This is a genomic window from Sphingobium sp. BHU LFT2 (genome assembly GCF_018604485.1).
In the GTDB taxonomy this organism is placed as follows: domain Bacteria; phylum Pseudomonadota; class Alphaproteobacteria; order Sphingomonadales; family Sphingomonadaceae; genus Sphingobium; species Sphingobium yanoikuyae_A.
This window is the reverse complement of sequence record NZ_JAFCGW010000007.1, coordinates 170,700-190,347: the sequence shown is the minus strand read 5'-3', so window position 1 is coordinate 190,347 and position 19,648 is coordinate 170,700. Positions and strand designations below refer to the sequence as shown.

The 19,648-nt window shown below is 64.3% G+C and carries 11 protein-coding genes and 1 tRNA gene; 10 read left to right on the top strand and 2 right to left on the bottom strand.

Annotated elements, in window-relative coordinates; all coding sequences use genetic code 11:
- Positions 1-182 precede the first annotated feature (182 nt).
- The 8 genes from rpoB (at position 183) to JQK15_RS15225 (ending at position 16,567) form a co-directional block, all read left to right on the top strand.
- Positions 183-4,340 carry a DNA-directed RNA polymerase subunit beta gene (gene rpoB / locus JQK15_RS15260; protein ID WP_004208471.1) on the top strand — a complete coding sequence of 1,386 codons (4,158 nt, stop codon included), beginning with the start codon at positions 183-185 and terminating at the stop codon, positions 4,338-4,340.
- Positions 4,341-4,419: 79 nt separating this feature from the next.
- Positions 4,420-8,676, top strand: a complete 4,257-nt coding sequence (gene rpoC / locus JQK15_RS15255) for a DNA-directed RNA polymerase subunit beta' (RefSeq protein ID WP_004208472.1) — start codon at positions 4,420-4,422, stop codon at positions 8,674-8,676.
- 243 nt (positions 8,677-8,919) lie between these two features.
- Positions 8,920-8,993 (top strand) — tRNA-Gln (locus JQK15_RS15250).
- A gap of 88 nt (positions 8,994-9,081) precedes the next feature.
- A complete protein-coding gene (locus JQK15_RS15245) occupies positions 9,082-9,693 on the top strand; it encodes a TetR/AcrR family transcriptional regulator (RefSeq protein ID WP_026109006.1) in 612 nt (203 codons plus the stop codon).
- A gap of 388 nt (positions 9,694-10,081) precedes the next feature.
- On the top strand, positions 10,082-10,495 hold the full coding sequence (locus tag JQK15_RS15240) for a hypothetical protein (RefSeq protein WP_169861866.1): 414 nt from the start codon (positions 10,082-10,084) through the stop codon (positions 10,493-10,495).
- Positions 10,496-10,498: 3 nt separating this feature from the next.
- Positions 10,499-11,761 (top strand): efflux RND transporter periplasmic adaptor subunit, encoded by a 1,263-nt coding sequence (locus tag JQK15_RS15235; protein WP_214866285.1) that lies wholly within the window; start codon positions 10,499-10,501, stop codon positions 11,759-11,761.
- A gap of 199 nt (positions 11,762-11,960) precedes the next feature.
- Positions 11,961-15,149, top strand: a complete 3,189-nt coding sequence (locus JQK15_RS15230; protein ID WP_214866284.1) for an efflux RND transporter permease subunit — start codon at positions 11,961-11,963, stop codon at positions 15,147-15,149.
- Positions 15,150-15,160: 11 nt separating this feature from the next.
- On the top strand, positions 15,161-16,567 hold the full coding sequence (locus tag JQK15_RS15225) for an efflux transporter outer membrane subunit (RefSeq protein ID WP_214866283.1): 1,407 nt from the start codon (positions 15,161-15,163) through the stop codon (positions 16,565-16,567).
- A 39-nt stretch (positions 16,568-16,606) separates the two neighbouring features.
- Here JQK15_RS15225 and JQK15_RS15220 read toward each other — a convergent pair whose 3' ends face one another.
- Both JQK15_RS15220 and JQK15_RS15215 read right to left on the bottom strand, forming a co-directional pair.
- The gene (locus JQK15_RS15220) at positions 16,607-17,200 is read right to left on the bottom strand and encodes a nitroreductase family protein (RefSeq protein ID WP_214866282.1); all 594 of its coding nucleotides are present in this window, start codon (positions 17,198-17,200) and stop codon (positions 16,607-16,609) included.
- Positions 17,201-17,323: 123 nt separating this feature from the next.
- Entirely contained in the window at positions 17,324-17,491 is a 168-nt protein-coding gene (locus JQK15_RS15215) for a hypothetical protein (protein WP_214866281.1), read from the bottom strand.
- Between the two features lie 340 nt (positions 17,492-17,831).
- Between JQK15_RS15215 and kdpF the strand changes: the two genes are divergently transcribed.
- Positions 17,832-17,921, top strand: coding sequence for a K(+)-transporting ATPase subunit F (kdpF, locus tag JQK15_RS15210; RefSeq protein ID WP_004208480.1), 90 nt, complete (start codon positions 17,832-17,834; stop codon positions 17,919-17,921).
- Between the two features lie 12 nt (positions 17,922-17,933).
- The gene (gene kdpA / locus JQK15_RS15205) at positions 17,934-19,637 is read left to right on the top strand and encodes a potassium-transporting ATPase subunit KdpA (RefSeq protein ID WP_214866280.1); all 1,704 of its coding nucleotides are present in this window, start codon (positions 17,934-17,936) and stop codon (positions 19,635-19,637) included.
- Positions 19,638-19,648 lie beyond the last annotated feature (11 nt).

Genomic DNA, 19,648 nt, shown 5'->3' with positions numbered 1-19,648 from the left:
ACCGGCGGAATTGGGCGAGTTTGGCGGGCAACAAGACGCTGACAGTGCGGATCGGACAGTCCCGGCCCGCACTTTTTTGCGTGGAATATGGGGTGCGAATCACCCCGGATTCCAGAGCATCCGGACTGAATTTCCGTTGCAATGCGGAAAAACACGACGAACAGACGACAGGCAGGAACCGCATGGCGACCAAGGCTCTCCCAACGATCAACACCGGCGCTAAGAAGCGCATCCGCAAGGTGTTCGGCGACATCCACGAAGTGGTGCAGATGCCGAACCTGATCGAAGTTCAAAGGGAGAGCTACGAACAGTTCCTCCGTTCCAACCCCGCGATCGGCTATGTGTCGGGCCTGGAAAAGACCCTGCGCAGCGTCTTCCCGATCCGCGACTTCGCCGGCACCGCCGAAATGGACTTCGTCCATTATGAGCTGGAAGACCCGAAGTTCGACGTCGAGGAATGCCGCCAGCGTGGCATCACCTATGCCGCGCCGATGCGCGTCACCCTGCGCCTGATTGTGTTCGAGGTCGATGCCGACACCGAAACCCGTTCGGTCCTCGATATCAAGGAGCAGGACGTGTACATGGGCGACATGCCGCTCATGACGCAGAACGGCACCTTCATCGTCAACGGCACCGAGCGCGTCATCGTGTCGCAGATGCACCGTTCGCCGGGCGTCCTGTTCGACCATGACCGTGGCAAGACCCACTCGTCGGGCAAGTATCTGTTCGCTGCCCGCGTCATTCCGTACCGTGGTTCGTGGCTCGACTTCGAGTTCGACGCCAAGGACATCGTCAACGTGCGTATCGACCGCAAGCGCAAGCTGCCGGTCACCGCGCTGCTGTACGCGCTCGGCCTCACCGCCGAGGAAATCCTGGGCCAGTTCTACAACAAGGTGACCTTCGTCCGTGGCGAAGGCGGCTGGCAGATCCCCTACACCGCCGAAGCCTGGCGCGGCCTGAAGCCCGCGTTCGACATCGTCGACGCCAAGTCGGGCGAAGTCGTGTTCGCCGCCGGCCACAAGATCAGCCCGCGCGCTGCCAACAAGGCGGAGAAGGATGGCCTGGCCACCCTGCTGATCCCGACCGAGGAAGTCTATGGCCGCTACAGCGCCTATGACCTGATCAACGAGAAGACCGGCGAAATCTACATCGAGGCCGGCGACGAAGTGTCGCCTGAAAACCTCGAAAAGCTGGACAAGGCGGGCATCGACCGCCTGGAACTGCTGGACATCGACCATGTCACCACCGGCCCCTGGATCCGCAATACGCTCAAGGCCGACAAGGCCGAAGAGCGCGACCAGGCCCTGAGCGACATCTATCGCGTCATGCGCCCCGGCGAGCCGCCGACGAAGGAAACCGCCGAAGCGCTGTTCGCCGGCCTGTTCTTCGATCCGGAACGCTATGACCTGTCCGCGGTCGGCCGCGTGAAGATGAACATGCGCCTCGACCTGGATGCCGAGGACACCGTCACCACCCTGCGCGTCGAGGACATCCTGGCCGTCGTCAAGGAATTGGTGAACCTGAAGGACGGCAAGGGCGAGATCGACGATATCGACAATCTCGGCAACCGTCGCGTCCGCTCGGTCGGCGAACTGCTGGAGAACCAGTATCGCGTCGGCCTGCTGCGCATGGAACGTGCGGTCAAGGAACGCATGAGCTCGGTCGACGTGTCGACCGTGATGCCGAACGACCTGATCAACGCGAAGCCCGCCGTGGCCGCGGTGCGTGAATTCTTCGGCAGCTCGCAGCTGTCGCAGTTCATGGACCAGACCAACCCGCTGTCGGAAGTCACCCACAAGCGCCGCGTGTCGGCCCTTGGGCCGGGTGGTCTGACCCGTGAGCGCGCCGGCTTCGAAGTCCGCGACGTTCACCCGACCCATTATGGCCGTATCTGCCCGATTGAAACGCCCGAAGGCCCGAACATCGGTCTGATCAACTCGCTGGCCACCTTCAGCCGCGTGAACAAGTACGGCTTCATCGAAACGCCGTATCGCAAGGTGATCGACGGCAAGGTGACCAACGACGTCGTCTATCTGTCGGCGATGGAAGAGGCCAAGCACACGATCGCGCAGGCCAACGCCGAAACCAATGCCGACGGCACGCTGGCGGAAGACCTGATCTCCGCCCGTGAAGCCGGCGAATTCCTGATGGCGCCGCGCGACAACATCACCCTGATGGACGTCAGCCCCAAGCAGCTGGTGTCGGTCGCGGCCTCGCTCATTCCGTTCCTGGAAAATGACGACGCCAACCGCGCGCTCATGGGATCGAACATGCAGCGTCAGGCGGTGCCGCTGGTCCGTGCCGAGGCGCCGTTCGTCGGCACCGGCATGGAAGGCACCGTGGCCCGTGACTCGGGCGCGGCGATCGCCGCCAAGCGCGCCGGCATCATCGACCAGGTCGACGCGACCCGTATCGTGATCCGCGCCACCGGCGATGTCGAACCCGGCCAGTCGGGCGTCGACATCTACACGCTGCAGAAGTTCCAGCGCTCCAACCAGGACACCTGCATCAACCAGCGTCCGCTGGTGAAGGTGGGCGAACTGGTGCAGGCCGGCGACGTCATCGCCGACGGCCCGTCGACCGAGTTCGGCGAGCTGGCGCTGGGCCGCAACGTACTTGTCGCGTTCATGCCCTGGAACGGCTACAACTACGAAGACTCCATCCTGATCTCCGAGCGGATCGTGAAGGATGACGTCTTCACCTCGATCCATATCGAGGAGTTCGAGGTCATGGCCCGCGACACCAAGCTGGGTCCGGAAGACATCACCCGCGACATTCCGAACGTCGGTGAAGAAGCGCTGCGCAACCTCGACGAGGCTGGCATCGTGTACATCGGCGCCGAAGTGGAGCCGGGCGACATCCTGGTCGGCAAGATCACCCCCAAGGGTGAATCGCCGATGACCCCGGAAGAAAAGCTGCTCCGCGCGATCTTCGGTGAGAAGGCGAGCGACGTGCGCGACACCTCGCTGCGTCTGCCGCCGGGCGTTGCCGGCACCGTCGTGGAAGTCCGCGTCTTCAACCGTCACGGCATCGACAAGGACGAACGCGCCATGGCGATCGAGCGGGAGGAAATCGACCGTCTCGCCAAGGACCGTGAAGACGAACGCGGCATCCTCAACCGTGCGACCTTCAACCGTCTGCAGGAAATGCTGATCGGCCAGACCGCCACTGCCGCCCCCAAGGGCGTCAAGAAGGGCGTTGTGATCGACGAGGCTCTGCTGGGCGAAGTCGAGCGTCACGAATGGTGGAAGTTCGCGGTCGAGGACGATGTCCGTCAGACCGGCATCGAAGCCGTCAAGGCGCAGTATGACGAAGCGGTGAAGCTGATCGTCGAGAAGTTCGAGGATCGCGTCGACAAGCTGCAGCGCGGCGACGAGTTGCCGCCGGGCGTGCTGAAGATGGTCAAGGTGTTCGTCGCGGTGAAGCGCAAGCTGCAGCCGGGCGACAAGATGGCCGGTCGTCACGGTAACAAGGGTATCATCAGCCGCATCCTGCCGGCCGAAGACATGCCCTTCCTGGAAGACGGCACCCCCGTCGACTTCGTGCTGAACCCGCTGGGCGTGCCGTCGCGCATGAACGTCGGTCAGATCTTCGAAACCCATCTGGGCTGGGCCGCACGCGGCCTGGGCGCCCAGATCGGCCAGGCTCTGGACGCATGGCGTGAAGCCAATCCGAACCCCGAGGCGGGCCAGCCCCCCGAGGCGGTGAAGGAACTGCTCAAGACGATCTATGGCGACAATTATGTCGCCGAAATCGAGGCGCGCAGCCCCGAGCAGATCGTCGAGCTGGCGCAGAATGTCCGTGCAGGCGTGCCGATGGCGACGCCGGTATTCGACGGTGCCGTCGAATCCGACGTGTCGGCGATGCTGAAGCTGGCGGGCCTGGACGAATCCGGCCAGGTTTCGCTGTTCGATGGCCGTACCGGCGACGTGTTCGACCGCAAGGTAACCGTTGGCTACAAGTATGTCCTGAAGCTGCATCACCTTGTCGATGACAAGATCCACGCACGTTCCATCGGCCCCTACTCGCTCGTCACCCAGCAGCCGCTGGGCGGTAAGGCGCAGTTCGGTGGCCAGCGCTTCGGTGAAATGGAAGTGTGGGCGCTCCAGGCTTATGGCGCCGCCTACACGCTGCAGGAAATGCTGACGGTGAAGTCGGACGACGTGGTCGGCCGCACCAAGGTCTATGAGGCGATCGTCAAGGGCGACGACACGTTCGAGGCCGGCATTCCCGAAAGCTTCAACGTGCTGGTCAAGGAAATGCGTTCGCTGGGCCTCAACGTCGAACTCGCCGCGATGGACGAGATCGACGACGACGGCATGGCGGCTGCGGCGGAATAAGGGATGCGCGGGCGCTGCTCCGGCAGCGCCCCCTCCCCTGCTTCGCCCGAAAATTACACCCTCTAGAGGGACTTGAGATATGAACGAACTGACGAACTTCGCCAATCCGATCCAGAAGCCGGAAACCTTCGACCAGATCCAGATTGGCCTCGCCTCCCCGGAGCGCATCCGCAGCTGGTCCTTCGGCGAAATCAAGAAGCCGGAAACCATCAACTATCGCACGTTCAAGCCCGAGCGTGACGGCCTGTTCTGCGCCCGCATCTTCGGTCCGATCAAGGACTATGAATGCCTGTGCGGCAAGTACAAGCGCATGAAGTACAAGGGCATCGTCTGCGAAAAGTGCGGCGTGGAAGTGACCGTGTCGAAAGTCCGCCGCGAGCGCATGGGCCATATCGAACTGGCCGCGCCGGTTGCCCACATCTGGTTCCTGAAGTCGCTGCCCTCGCGCATCGGCCTGCTGCTCGACATGCAGCTCAAGCAGCTTGAGCGCGTCCTCTATTTCGAAAGCTATATCGTCACCGAGCCGGGCCTGACCCCGCTGGAGAAATATCAGCTGCTGACCGAGGACGAACTGCTCGACGCGCAGGACGAATATGGCGAAGACGCCTTCTCCGCCGGCATCGGCGCCGAAGCCGTCAAGCAGATGCTGATGGATCTCGACCTGGAAGGCGAGAAGCAGGCGCTGCTGGACGAACTGGCCGTCACCAAGTCGGAACTGAAGCCCAAGAAGATCATCAAGCGCCTGAAGGTCGTCGAGAGCTTCCTGGAATCGGGCAACCGCCCCGAATGGATGATCCTGGACGTCGTGCCGGTCATCCCGCCGGAACTGCGCCCGCTGGTGCCACTGGACGGCGGCCGCTTCGCGACCTCCGATCTCAACGATCTGTATCGCCGCGTCATCAACCGTAACAACCGTTTGAAGCGCCTGATGGAGCTGCGTGCGCCGGACATCATCGTCCGCAACGAAAAGCGCATGCTGCAGGAAGCCGTCGACGCCCTGTTCGATAACGGCCGTCGCGGCCGTGTCATCACCGGTGCCAACAAGCGTCCGCTCAAGTCGCTGTCCGACATGCTCAAGGGCAAGCAGGGCCGCTTCCGCCAGAACCTGCTCGGCAAGCGCGTCGATTATTCGGGTCGTTCGGTCATCGTGACCGGTCCGGAACTCAAGCTGCACCAGTGCGGCCTGCCCAAGAAGATGGCGCTCGAACTGTTCAAGCCCTTCATCTACGCCCGCCTCGACGCCAAGGGTCTGTCTATGACCCTGAAGCAGGCCAAGAAGTGGGTCGAGAAGGAGCGCAAGGAAGTCTGGGACATCCTCGACGAAGTCATTCGCGAGCACCCGGTCATGCTGAACCGCGCGCCGACGCTTCACCGTCTGGGCATCCAGGCGTTCGAACCCGTGCTGATCGAAGGCAAGGCGATCCAACTGCATCCGCTCGTCTGCTCGGCCTTCAACGCCGACTTCGACGGTGACCAGATGGCCGTCCACGTGCCCCTCTCGCTGGAAGCCCAGCTGGAAGCGCGCGTGCTGATGATGTCGACCAACAACATCCTGTCGCCCGCCAACGGCAAGCCGATCATCGTTCCCTCGCAGGACATGGTCCTGGGTATCTATTACCTGTCGATGGAACGCGAAGGCGAGCCGGGCGAAGGCATGCTGCTGTCCGACATGCAGGAGGTCCATCAGGCCCTCTATGCCAAGGCGGTCACCCTGCACTCGAAGATCATCAGCCGCGTGCCGCAGACCGACGAAAATGGTCAGCAGTATATGAAGCGCTTCGAGACCACGCCGGGTCGCATGCTGCTGGGCGAATGCCTGCCCAAGTCGCACAAGGTGCCCTTCGACGTCGTCAACCGCCTTCTCACCAAGAAGGAAATCGGCGACGTCATCGACCAGGTCTATCGTCACACCGGCCAGAAGGACACGGTGCTGTTCGCTGACGCCATCATGTCGCTGGGCTTCCGCCACGCGTTCCAGGCCGGCATCAGCTTCGGCAAGGACGACATGGTCATCCCCGACAGCAAGGTGACGATGGTCGACGAGACCAAGGCACTGGTGGCGGACTATGAGCAGCAGTATCAGGACGGTCTGATCACGCAGCAGGAAAAGTACAACAAGGTGATCGACGCCTGGAGCCGTTGCGGCGACCAGGTCGCGAACGCCATGATGGACGAGATTCGCGCCCAGCCCAAGGATCCCAAGACCGGCCGTCTGGCGCCGATCAACTCGATCTACATGATGGCGCACTCGGGTGCCCGTGGTTCGCAGGCCCAGATGAAGCAGCTGGCCGGCATGCGCGGCCTGATGGCCAAGCCGTCGGGCGAGATCATCGAAACGCCGATCATCTCGAACTTCAAGGAAGGTCTGACCGTTCTCGAGTACTTCAACTCGACTCACGGTGCCCGTAAGGGTCTGGCCGACACCGCGCTCAAGACGGCGAACTCGGGTTACCTGACCCGCCGTCTGGTCGACGTGTCGCAGGACTGCACCATCGTCGAGGACGATTGCGGCACCGAAAAGGCGCTGGAGATGAAGGCCATCGTTCAGGGTGGTTCGGTCATCGCCTCGCTGGGCGAACGCATTCTGGGCCGTACCACGGCGCAGGATATCGTCGACAGCAAGGACGGCACCGTCATCATCCCGATCGGCACCCTGCTGGACGAAGCCATGATCACCCAGATCGAGGCGATCGGCACGCAGGCCGTGAAGATCCGCAGCCCGCTGATCTGCGAAAGCCGGATGGGCGTTTGCGGCAAGTGCTACGGCCGTGACCTGGCCCGTGGTACGCCGGTCAACATCGGTGAAGCGGTCGGCGTCATCGCGGCGCAGTCCATTGGTGAACCGGGCACGCAGCTGACCATGCGTACCTTCCACATCGGCGGCGCGGCGAACTTCAACGAAACGTCGAACCTGGAAGCCCTGTCGGACGGCACGATCGAGCTGCGCGACATGCCGACCATCACCGACAAGAATGGTCGTCGCCTGTCGCTGGCCCGTAACGGCGAAGTCGCGATCATCGACAGCGAAGGCCGCGAGCGCGAAACGCACCGCCTGCCTTATGGCGCCACCATCCTGTTCGCAGATGGCGATGCCGTGAAGAAAGGCGATCGCTTCGCCGAGTGGGATCCGTTCACCATGCCGGTGATCACGGAAAAGCCCGGTATCGTTAAGTATGTCGACCTGATCGACAACAAGACGCTGACCGAACAGACCGACGAAGCCACCGGCATCGCCCAGCGCGTCGTCATCGAACATCGTGGTGCGGCCCGGACGAAGGAAGATCTGCGTCCGCGCCTGACCCTGATGGACGACAATAGCGGTGAAGCCGCCCGCTACATGCTGGCGGTCGGTGCGACCCTGTCGGTCGACGATGGTGCAGAGGTTCAGGCCGGTGACGTGCTGGCGCGTGTCAGCCGTGAAGCGGCCAAGACCCGCGACATCACCGGTGGTCTGCCGCGCGTTGCCGAGCTGTTCGAAGCCCGCAAGCCCAAGGACAATGCGATCATTGCCAAGGTCTCGGGCCGCGTGCAGTTCCTCAAGGATTACAAGGCGAAGCGCAAGATCGCCATCAATCCCGAGGATGGCGGCGAGCCGGTCGAATATCTGATCCCCAAGAGCAAGGTGATCGACGTTCAGGAAGGCGACTACGTGAAGCGTGGCGACAACCTGATCGGTGGTTCGCCCGATCCGCACGACATTCTGGAAGTGCTCGGCATCGAGCCGCTGGCCGAATATCTGGTCGCCGAAATCCAGGAAGTCTATCGCTTGCAGGGCGTGAAGATCAACGACAAGCACATCGAAACGATCGTTCGTCAGATGCTGCAGAAGGTCGAGATCATCGAGTCCGGCGACACCACCCTGCTGGTAGGCGAGCAGGTCGACCGCGAGGAAATGGACGAGATCAACAGCAAGCTGCAGCCGGGCTTTGCCCCTGCTGCCGGCAAGCCGGTGCTGCTCGGCATCACCAAGGCCTCGCTGCAGACCCGTTCGTTCATCTCGGCAGCGTCCTTCCAGGAAACCACCCGCGTCCTCACGGAAGCGGCGGTCCAGGGCAAGAAGGACACGCTGGTTGGCCTGAAGGAGAATGTCATCGTCGGCCGCCTCATCCCGGCGGGCACCGGTGCCGGCATGAACCGCCTGCGCGTTGCCGCCTCGTCGCGTGATGCGGCGATGCGGGCCGCGCTGCGCGCTTCGGCCCAGGTCGACCTGATCGCGCCGAAGAGCGCGGCCGAGGAACATGCGGCCGAACTGGCCCAGGGTCCGGAAGCCGCGATCGGCGACGATCCGCTGGGTGCCGTGCAGGGTGATGATTTCACCACGCAGGACATGGACTGACTTTGAAAAGGCGGGAGCCGCTTCCTACATCGGGAGCGGCTCCCAGCCCGGTTTTGAGAGAGACCGACATATTGCCCGCCGGATCATCGCTGATCCGGCGGGCTTTTCTTTGTCCGGTGAAGGCAGCCAGCCGGTGATCGGGAGGATCGACAAAAAACTGCGGAAAGGCTGCACAAAGCGCTTGACCGACTCTGAATCCCCGCCTATCTGCGGCCTCCCAAGCGGGGCAAGCCCTGCTGATGATGCCCGATCCTCTAATGGTAAGAGAGCGGACTCTGACTCCGTCAATCAAGGTTCGAATCCTTGTCGGGCATCCAATTCTTCCCCATCAGATAAAAACTGACCAGCAATGATGTCGCGCGCCCTATGGACGTAGGCGGCCATCACCCCTATATACCGGTCGGTATGGAAATCACGGCAACACAGAGTGGCAGGGGCCGCCCGCGGGAGTTCGATCCCGAGGAAGCCTTGGCGGCTGCGCTTCAGGTCTTCTGGCGGCGCGGCTATGAAGGCGCATCGCTGGCGGAACTGACCGAGGCGATGGGCATTACCAAGCCCAGCCTCTATGCCTGTTTCGGCAACAAGGAAGCCCTGTTCCGCAAGGCGCTCGACCTCTATGAGCGCGACAAGCTCTGCTATGTGAAGTCGTCGCTGGAGGCACCGACCGCCAAGGCCGTGGCCGAGCGCATGCTGCGCGGATCGCTGGCGATCCAGACCGGCAACAAAGATCCCCAGGGGTGCATGGGCGTCATCAGTTCGGTCGGTGGCACCGCCCATTCCGAATGTATCCGCGATGAGGTATTGGCCCGCCGTGCCTCGTCCGACCGCGCCCTGCTCGACCGGTTCGAGCGCGCCCAGGCAGAGGGCGACCTGCCCGCCGGAGTCGAGCCCCAGGCGCTCGCCTGTTATCTCTCGACCGTGATCCAGGGCATGGCCGTTCAGGCCGGTGCCGGTGTTCCGCGCGATCGGCTGGAGCAGCTGATCGACACCACCCTCACCATGTGGCCGAGCAAATAGCGGAATTTATTTCGCTTTTGCAGCGATGCGGGTCTTGAAATTGCCGCACTGCAAATAAAATACCTCCCGGTACAAAAAGACGGTTGACGGGACAGCCCCCGTTAATATATACCATACGGTACACAATGATGCTGGGTGTGTAGCCCAGGGAGGTCATCATGCAGCAATTCCACCATCGGCGCTGTCGACGATAGCGTCACCCAAAGGGGCGGTTTCCCGGTAACGGGTTCCTCCTGATTCACCATCTTTGCGCCCTCTTCGCGACGGTTTGTGCCGTTCGCGCCGCAAGGACGCATGCCCGCATCTTCGGGCGCTTATTTCGGGACGCGATCCGCGCTTTTCCGCGCGCGGACGTGTGCCCGCTTCAGACAGCAGGAAGGAACAGGCCATGGCTTTCCTTGATTTCGCCCAGGCACTTGCCGGTCCGCAGATGGCGGTCGGCGCCGCCCGCCCCGCCCCAGCCGCGCCCGCCATCAGTGTCGAGGCCCAGGCAACCAGCTTTTCCGCCCAGGAATGGCAGATCGTCGACCTCGCCCGCACCGACGGCTTGCGCTCGCTGCGCGGTCCCGGCTCTTTCGCCCGTCTGCGCAAGTGGATCTGGGGCGAGGAACATAGCCCAACCCTGGCCAGCGAACGGCTGGAGGCACTGCGCCGCCTGGCCGTCGAGGCCTGGCACAAGGGCTATGCCGTGTCGCTTTCCGCCCTCGCCGCCTTCCGCGCGGCCGGATTTTCCACCGCGCAGCTCGAATTGCTGCTCGCCACCATCAGCGCGGGTCGCACCGCCCGCGTCCCCCGGAGCTAATCCATGAACCAGTTCACCAAGATCACAGCCGACGGCAACGCGTCGGACGTTCACGCGCCGCCGGGCAACCGCTGGTCGCGCAAGCATGGCGGCATCGCCGCCGTCGCGCTCATCGCCCTGTTCGGCATCGGCTGGAAGCTGGTCGACCGCCCGTCGGCCCAGGCCGCAGCCGCCCCGCTGGCGGCGGTCGGCGTTTCCGCGCCGCTCGCCCGCAGCGTGACGCAGTGGGATGACTATGTCGGCCGCTTCGCCCCCAGCCAGACGGTTGAGATCCGCCCCCGCGTATCGGGCGCGGTGACCGCCATCCACTTCCGCGACGGCGATTTCGTCCGTCAGGGGCAGTTGCTCTTCACCATCGACCAGCGCCCGTTCCAGGCAGCCCTGGCCGAAGCGCGCGCCAGCGTCGCCTCCGCTCGCAGCGCGCTGCTGCTGGCCCAGAATGACTATGGCCGCGTCCAGCGACTGACCGGCGACGAAGCCGTGTCAGCAAGCGAGGTGGATTCACTCCGCTCGCGTCTGCAGGCGGCGCAGGCCGCATTGGCCGGCGCGCAGGCCCGCGAACGCAGCCGGGCACTGGACGTCGAGTTCACCCAAGTCCGTGCGCCGATTTCCGGCCGCGTATCGGATCGCCGCGTCGACATAGGCAATCTGGTGTCGGGCGGCGAAGGCAGCACCGCGTCGCTGCTGACCACGGTCAACAAGCTCGACCCCATCTACTTCAACTTCGACGCCTCCGAAGCGCTCTACCTCAAGTCGCAGCGCGACAAGGAGAATGGCGGCGCGGTCGAGGTGCGGTTGCAGGATGAGGCGGACTATAACCACAAGGGCCGACTGGACTTCACCGACAATGGGCTCGATCCCCGGTCGGGCACGATCCGCATCCGCGCAGTCTTCGACAATCCGGGCAATTTCCTGACCCCCGGCCTGTTCGGCAATATGCGTCTGGCCAATGGCGGCAAGGCCAATGCCCTGCTGGTCCCGGACGAGGCGATCCAGTCCGACCAGGCACGCAAGACCGTGCTGGTGGTGGACAAGGATGACAGCGTCGCGGTGAAGCCGGTCGAGCTTGGCCCGATCGTCGACGGGCTGCGCATCATCCGCAGCGGCCTCGATCCCAAGGACCGGGTGATCGTGACCAATCTCCAGGCAGCGATGCCCGGTGCCAAGGTCGCGGTCAAGCCGGCCCGGATCACCCCGACCCCGGCGCCGGTCACCCCGGTCGACAGCGCTGCCCCGGTCGCTGCCCAGGCCACCTTCGCCCGGTAATTACCCTCTCCTCCGTTCGGGCTGAGCGAAGTCGAAGCCTTCCACTGAGCCGCAGGCGAAGTGACTTCGCTTCGCTCAGCCTGGCCCTTCGACAAGCTCAGGGCGAACGGAATGAGAGGTCGACCTGATATTCCCTGCCCGTGATCCGGCCCGGCCGGATCGCGCGGTATCCCTTTCGCCTTTCGCAAAGGACGATCCGATGCGTTTCTCCCGTTTCTTCATCGACCGGCCGATCTTCGCCGCCGTCATCGCGGTGGTCATCACCGTGGTCGGTGCGCTCGCCTTCGTCGGCCTGCCGGTGTCCCAATATCCCGACATCGTGCCGCCCACGGTCACCGTGTCCGCCCAATATCCCGGCGCATCGGCCGAAACGGTCGCGTCGACCGTGGCCGCGCCGATCGAACAGGAAATCAACGGCGTCGACGACATGCTCTATCAGAGCAGCCAGTCGACGGGCGACGGCAAGGTCGTCATCACCGTCACCTTCAAGATCGGCACCGACCTGGATGCCGCGCAGGTGCTGGTGCAGAACCGCGTCGCGGTCGCCATCCCCCGCCTGCCCGAGGAAGTGCAGCGGCTGGGCGTCGTGACCCGCAAGACCACGCCCGAATTCCTGATGGTCGTGAATTTGCAGTCGCCCGACGGCACCTATGACCGCGACTATATTTCCAACTATGCCCTGACCCAGGTGCGCGACAGACTGGCTCGTCTGGATGGCGTGGGCGACGTGCAGCTGTTCGGGTCGCGCGACTATGCGATGCGCATCTGGATCGATCCGGATCGCGCCGCCGCGCTGGACCTGACCGCCGGCGAGATCGTCTCCGCCCTGCGGGCACAGAATGTCCAGGTGTCGGCCGGTTCGATCGGCCAGCCCCCCTATGACCGGGGCGAGGCCTTCCAGCTTGGCGTCGAGATGCAGGGCCGCCTGACCACGCCCGATCAGTTTTCCGACATCGTGATCCGTTCCGACGCCGATGGCCACCAGGTGCGCGTGCGCGATGTCGCCCGCGTCGAGCTGGGCGCGCAGGATTATGGCACCAACACCTATCTCAGCAACAAGCCGACGGTCGTCATCGCGACGATGCAGCGCCCCGGCTCCAACGCACTCGACGCGGCGGAGAAGGTCAAGGCGGAGATGGAGCAACTGTCCAAGCGCTTCCCCAAGGGCCTGGAATATAGCATCATCTACAACCCCACCGAATTCATCAGCCAGTCGATCGACGCCGTCTATCACACGCTGTTCGAAGCGGTGATCCTGGTCGTCCTCGTCATCCTCATCTTCCTGCAGAACTGGCGCGCGGCGGTCATCCCGATCATCGCGATCCCGGTCTCGCTGATCGGCACGGCCACGATGCTGGCGGCAGTGGGCTATTCGCTCAATAACCTGTCGCTGTTCGGCCTGGTGCTGGCGATCGGCATCGTCGTCGACGACGCGATCGTCGTGGTCGAGAATGTCGAACGCAATATCGAAAATGGCATGAGCCCGCTGCAGGCGGCCCGCGTGTCGATGGACGAAGTGTCGACCGCGCTGATCGCGATCGTGCTGGTGCTGTGCGCCGTGTTCGTGCCGACTTTGTTCATCACTGGCATTTCCGGTGCCTTCTACCAGCAGTTCGCGGTCACCATCTCGACCGCGACGGTCATTTCGCTGATCCTCTCGCTTACCCTGTCGCCGGCTGCAGCCGCCCTGCTGCTGAAGCCCAAACATGGTGCCCATGACCTCGACAATGCGCCGCGCTGGCGCCAGGTCGCGGCCAGGGCGGCAGATCGCTTCAACCAGGGCTTTGATCGGATGAGCGCGGGCTATGCGCGCCTCACCCGCTTCCTTGTCGCCCGACCCAAGAAGATGCTGCTGACCTATGCCGGCCTGATCGCCGCCACCATCGCCCTGTTCTGGGTGACGCCCGGCGGCTTCATCCCGGCACAGGACCAGGGTTATTTCCTGGCCGTCGTCCAGCTGCCTTCGGGCGCGTCGCTGGAGCGCACCGACAAGGTGACGCGCGAGGTCGCGGCGAAGATCCTGCCGATCAAGGGGCTGCGCGGTGCGGTGATGTTCGCCGGCTTCCACGGCCCGTCGCAGACGCAGGCGCCCAACAGCGCGGCAATCTACTTCCCGTTCAAGAGCTTTGCCGAGCGCAAGGCGGAAGGCGCCACCTATGCCGGGATCATGGATCAGGCGAACAAGGCGGTTGCAGGCTATGACAAGGCGCGCATCCTGCTGGTGCCGCCGCCGCTGATCCAGGGCATCGGCTCGGCCGGTGGCTATCGCCTGATGCTGGAGGACCGGGAGGATCGCGGCTATGCGGAACTCAATAAGGTCGCCGGCGAACTGATCGGCAAGGCCAATCAGAGCCCCAGCCTAGCACAGGTCTACACCCTGTTCGACGTCGGCACCCCCCGCATCTTCGCGGATGTCGATCGCCGCAAGGCCGACCTGCTGGGCGTGCCGCCCGAGCGCGTGTTCGAAGCGATGCAGGTCTATCTCGGCTCTGCCTTCGTCAACGACTTCAACCTGCTCGGCCGCACCTATCGCGTGACTGCCCAGGCCGATGCCGACCATCGCGGCACCGTGGCCGACATCGCCAACTTGAAGACCCGGTCGAACAGCGGCCAGATGGTGCCGATCGGTTCGGTATCCACCTTCCGCGACAAGACCGGCCCCTATCGCGTGGTCCGCTATAATCTGCTGCCCGCGGTGGAAATCGATGGCGACACGGCACCGGGCTATTCGTCGGGCCAGTCGCTCAGCACGATGGAGAAGCTCGCCGACGCCGCCCCTGCCGGCTATGCCAGCGAATGGACCGGCGTTGCCTATCAGCAGATCAGTGCCGGCAATACCGCAGGCATCGTCTTCGGCATGGCGGTCTTCTTCGTCTTCCTGGTGCTGGCGGCGCAATATGAAAGCCTGACCTTGCCGCTGTCGATCATCCTGATCGTGCCGATGTGCCTGTTCGCGGCCATGCTGGGCGTGAACCTGCGCGGGATGGACAATAATATCCTGACGCAGATCGGTCTGGTCGTGCTGATCGCGCTCGCGGCGAAGAACGCCATCCTGGTGGTCGAATTCGCCAAGCAGGCGGAAGAGGAACAGGGGCTGAGCCCGGTCGAGGCCGCGGTTCAGGCGGCGCAAACCCGTCTGCGCCCGATCCTGATGACCAGCTTCGCCTTCATCCTGGGGGCGGTGCCGCTGGTGATCGCCAGCGGGGCCGGTGCGGAACTGCGCCAGGCGCTGGGCACGGCGGTCTTCTTCGGCATGACCGGCGTGACGGCCTTCGGCCTGCTCTTCACCCCCACCTTCTATGTCGTGTGCCGCGCGCTGGGCGATCGTTTCGCCCGCCGCCGGCGCCCGGAGGCTGACGATGCTGCGGCATTGCAGCCGGCCGAATGAGGACAAAAGCCATGACAAGGAACCTGATTGCCCTGTTGCTCGGCGCCAGTGCGCTGACGGCCTGCGCCGCCGGGCCGGATTACAAGGCGCCCGCCACCCCGACGACAGCCGCCGCCCCCTTCATCGGGGCGGCAAGCCCGGCGGTCGCCCAGAGCGCCGCCGACGACCATTGGTGGCGGCTCTATAATGACCCGCTGCTCGACGGACTGGTCGGCGATGCGCTGAAGGCCAATACCGACATCCGCGTCGCCGTCGCCCGGTTGGAACGCGCCCGCTCCCAGTTGCGCGGCGCCCGCTCCGACCGGCTGCCCAGCACCAATATCAGCGGCTCCCCGACCTATGGCCGGGTGTCGCAGGCCCAGACCCTGCCCGGCATGGACCGGGAAAACTGGACCGTCGATATGGGTCTGGACGTCGCCTATGAGGTCGACCTGTTCGGCCGGGTGAAGCGCAGCATAGAGGCCGCACGCGGCGATGTCGGTGCGGCGCAGGCCGACGCCGATGCCGTCCGCGTTGCCGTGGTCGCCGATACGGTGCGCGCCTATGTCGACGCCACCGCCTCGGCGCAGCGGCTTGCCGTCGCGAAGGAAACGGTCGACCTGCTCGACAAGTCGATCCGCATCACCAGCGCCCGCTTCGACGCCGGCCGGTCCGACCGGCTGGACGTGATCCGGGTCACCACCCTGCGCGAACAGCAGCAGGCGCTGATCCCTAATCTGGTCGCCGATCGCAATGCCGCCCTGTTCCGGCTGGCGACGCTGACCGGACGCACGCCGCAGGATCTGCCCGCGTCCGTCCAGAACGCGACCGTGACACCGAATGTGACACAGCCGATCCCGGTCGGCGATGGCCAGGCGTTGCTCGCCCGGCGGCCGGACGTGCGCGCGGCCGAACGGCGGCTGGCGGCCGACACCGCCCGTGTCGGTGTCGCAACGGCGGATCTCTATCCGCGCATCACCCTGGGCGGATCGATCGGCACCACGGCGATCGGCGGCGGTAACCTGTTTGGCGCCGGGCCGCTCAACTTCCTGCTGGGGCCACTGATCAGCTGGGCCTTCCCCAATCAGGAAGCCAATCGCGCGAAGATCGCGGCGGCCAAGGCAGATGGCGACGCATCCCTCGCCGCCTTTGACGGCACGGTGCTGCAGGCGCTGGAGGAAACCGAGACGGCGCTGTCCAGCTACGCCAATGCGCTGGAACGGCGGGCGACGCTGCAATCGGCGCGGGACGAGGCGGCACGGGCTGCGCGGATCAGCCTGGCGCGCCAGCGCGAGGGGCAGATCGACTTCCTGACCGTGCTCGACGCGCTGCGCACCCAGGCATCGGCCGACGCGGACCTGGCAACCGCCAATCGCGCCGTCGCCTTTGCCCAGGTGGACCTGTTCCGCGCCCTGGGCGGCGGCTGGACTACCACCTGATACAGAAAAGGGCGGCGTTTCAAAACGCCGCCCTTTTTGTCAGACGATGAAGTTGCCCTGATGGGCGAATGTCTCGATCTCATGCCGGCCGCTCGGTGCCTCCCGCGCCTGCAGTGCTTCGGGCAGGCTGGCCTTGTCACCCTGCCGCCCGATCGCGATCGCCGCCTCGATCCGGAAACGATCCGGCACCGCCAGTTCGGCGCGGGCCTTGTCGAAATCGACGCCGGTCATCGCATGGGTATGATAGCCAAGCCGCGTCGCCTGCAGCGCCAGCGTCGCCCAGGCGGCGCCCGCATCGAAGCTGTGGCTGTGCGAAGGCTTGTAGTCTTCCGATCCCGGCGCGGCCATCAGCGTGTCGGAAATGACGAAGACCAGCGCCCCGGCATGCTGCACCCAGCCCTGGTTGAACGGAAGGAGCAGGTCGAGGAAGCGCGCCCAGTCGGCGCTGTCGCGATGGGCATAGAGGAAGCGCCAGGGCTGGTAGTTGAAGGCCGAAGGCGCCCAGCGGGCGGCATCGAACAGCGTATCGATATCTGCCTGGGGGATCGCGGAGCCGTCAAAGGCGCGGGGCGACCAGCGCTCCAGGATCAGCGGATCGACGGGACGGGTAACTTCGCGCGGGCTGGTGGCCATCTGGATCTCCTTCAAGGCGATGGCGCAATCGGCGCGCCATGCTGTTGGAAATCTATCTAGCGGATGTTCCGCCGCTGCGAAGAGGCGTTGGACTTTCGCCCTGGAAACACAGGGTTTCCCCGATCAGGCGCAGGCATCCTGCGGCTGGCGTTCGCGATCGCTACCCGACATGGGCGCGCCACGGTCATCGGCATCGCGCTCGAACAACACCACGGCAGGCTCCCTGAAAAGGGCCTGCGCCAGCCGATCGCGCAGGCGCGTCAACGGTCCGTCCTGATCCTGATAGGCCATATATGCGTCCTCTCTGCCGACTCGGGCGGCTTATCTACCGATGGTATAGAGAATCGTCCCCCAAGCAATGCTGGCCGTCGCGGTAGAAAAGCTATCCATCCCGGCCCCTTCGGAAAATCATACGCAAATACTATGCAGCCGCCCCGGCCCGCGTCTCGCATTCAAACGGAAGAGGGGCCTAATCGGGCGCTCGCTAACGACCCGGTCCGCCTCCCGCGGCGGGCGTGATGCGGGAGTTACCCCCATGCAGGATCTCTTGTGGATCGGCATCATCCTGGCGCTCACGGCGGCTAGCCTCGGCTATGTCCGGCTGTGCGGCGACGCCTGAAGGAGGGATGCCATGACCATCGACCTCTGGCTCGCGGCGATCACCGCCGCCGGGCTTCTCGTCTATCTCGTCGCCGTGCTCGCACGGCCTGAACGCTTTTAAGGGGGGCCCCACATGACCTTCCAGGGATGGCTGCTGATCGCAGCCTTTGTCGTCATCTTGCTGGCGCTCACCAAACCGATGGGCCTGTGGCTGTTCGCCCTTTATGAGGGCCGCCGCACCCCGCTTCATGCCGTGTTCGGTCCGATCGAACGGGGCTTCTACACATTGTCGGGGATCGATCCCGACGCCGAGCAGAGCTGGCGCCGCTATGCCGTTCACATGCTGCTCTTCAACGTTGCGCTGCTGCTCTTCACCTATGCGGTGTTGCGCCTGCAGGGCCTGCTGCCGCTCAACCCGCTGGGCTATGGCGCCGTGGCATCCGATGGCGCGTTCAACACCGCGATCAGCTTCACCACCAATACCAACTGGCAATGGTATTCGGGCGAGGCCGTGATGTCGAACCTCAGCCAGATGCTGGGCCTCACCATCCACAACTTCCTGTCGGCCGCCACCGGCATTGCCCTCGCCTTCGCCCTGTTCCGCGGCTTTGCCCGGCGCAGTGCATCGACGATCGGCAATTTCTGGGCCGACGTCACCCGCGTGACCATCTATCTGCTGCTGCCGATCTGCATCGTCTATGCCCTGTTCCTGATCGCGAGCGGCGTGCCGCAGACGCTGGCCGGGTCGGTCGACGTAACCACGCTGGAAGGCGTCAAGCAGACCCTGGCGCTTGGCCCCGTCGCCAGCCAGGAAGCGATCAAGATGCTGGGCACCAATGGTGGCGGCTTCTTCAACGCCAACAGCGCCCATCCCTTCGAGAATCCGACCGCGCTCACCAATCTGGTGCAGATGCTGTCGATCTTCGTGATCGGCTTTGGCCTGACCTGGACCTTCGGCAAGGCCGTCGGCAACCCGCGCCAGGGCTGTGCCATCCTCGCCGCCATGCTGGTCATCTTCCTCGCCGGCGTAACCGTCACCTATTGGCAGGAAGCGGCCGGCAATCCGGTGCTGCACAATCTGGGCGTCGCCGGTGGCAATATGGAAGGCAAGGAAGTCCGCTTCGGCATGGCTGCCTCCTCCCTGTTCGCCGTTGTCACCACGGCGGCAAGCTGCGGCGCGGTCAACGCCATGCATGACAGCTTCACCGCACTGGGCGGCATGATACCGCTGTTCAACATCCAGCTGGGCGAAGTCGTGATCGGCGGCGTCGGCGCAGGCATCTACGGCTTCCTGCTGTTCGCCATCCTGGCCGTGTTTGTCGCGGGCCTGATGGTCGGCCGCACGCCGGAATATGTCGGCAAGAAGATCGAGAGCCGCGAAGTCAAGCTGGCCGTGCTCGCCATTGCCGTGCTGCCTTTGATCATCCTGGGCTTCACCGCCATCGCCAGCGTCACCGACGCGGGCCTGGCCGGTCCGCTCAACAAGGGACCGCATGGCTTCAGCGAGATCCTCTACGCCTTCACCAGCGCCGTCGGCAACAATGGCTCGGCCTTTGCCGGCCTGTCGGCCAACAGCCCCTTCTATAACGGGATGCTGGGCGTCGCGATGTGGATCGGCCGCTTCTTCATCATCATTCCCATGCTGGCCATCGCGGGCAGCCTGGCCGCGAAGAAATATACGCCCGAAACCGCCGGCAGCTTCCCCACCACCGGCGCGCTGTGGACCGCTCTGCTGGTCGGCATCGTATTGATCGTAGGCGGCCTCACCTTCCTGCCCAGCCTCGCCCTTGGCCCCATCGCCGATCATCTCGCGATGATCCGTGGCCAGCTTTTCTAAGGATCCCATGC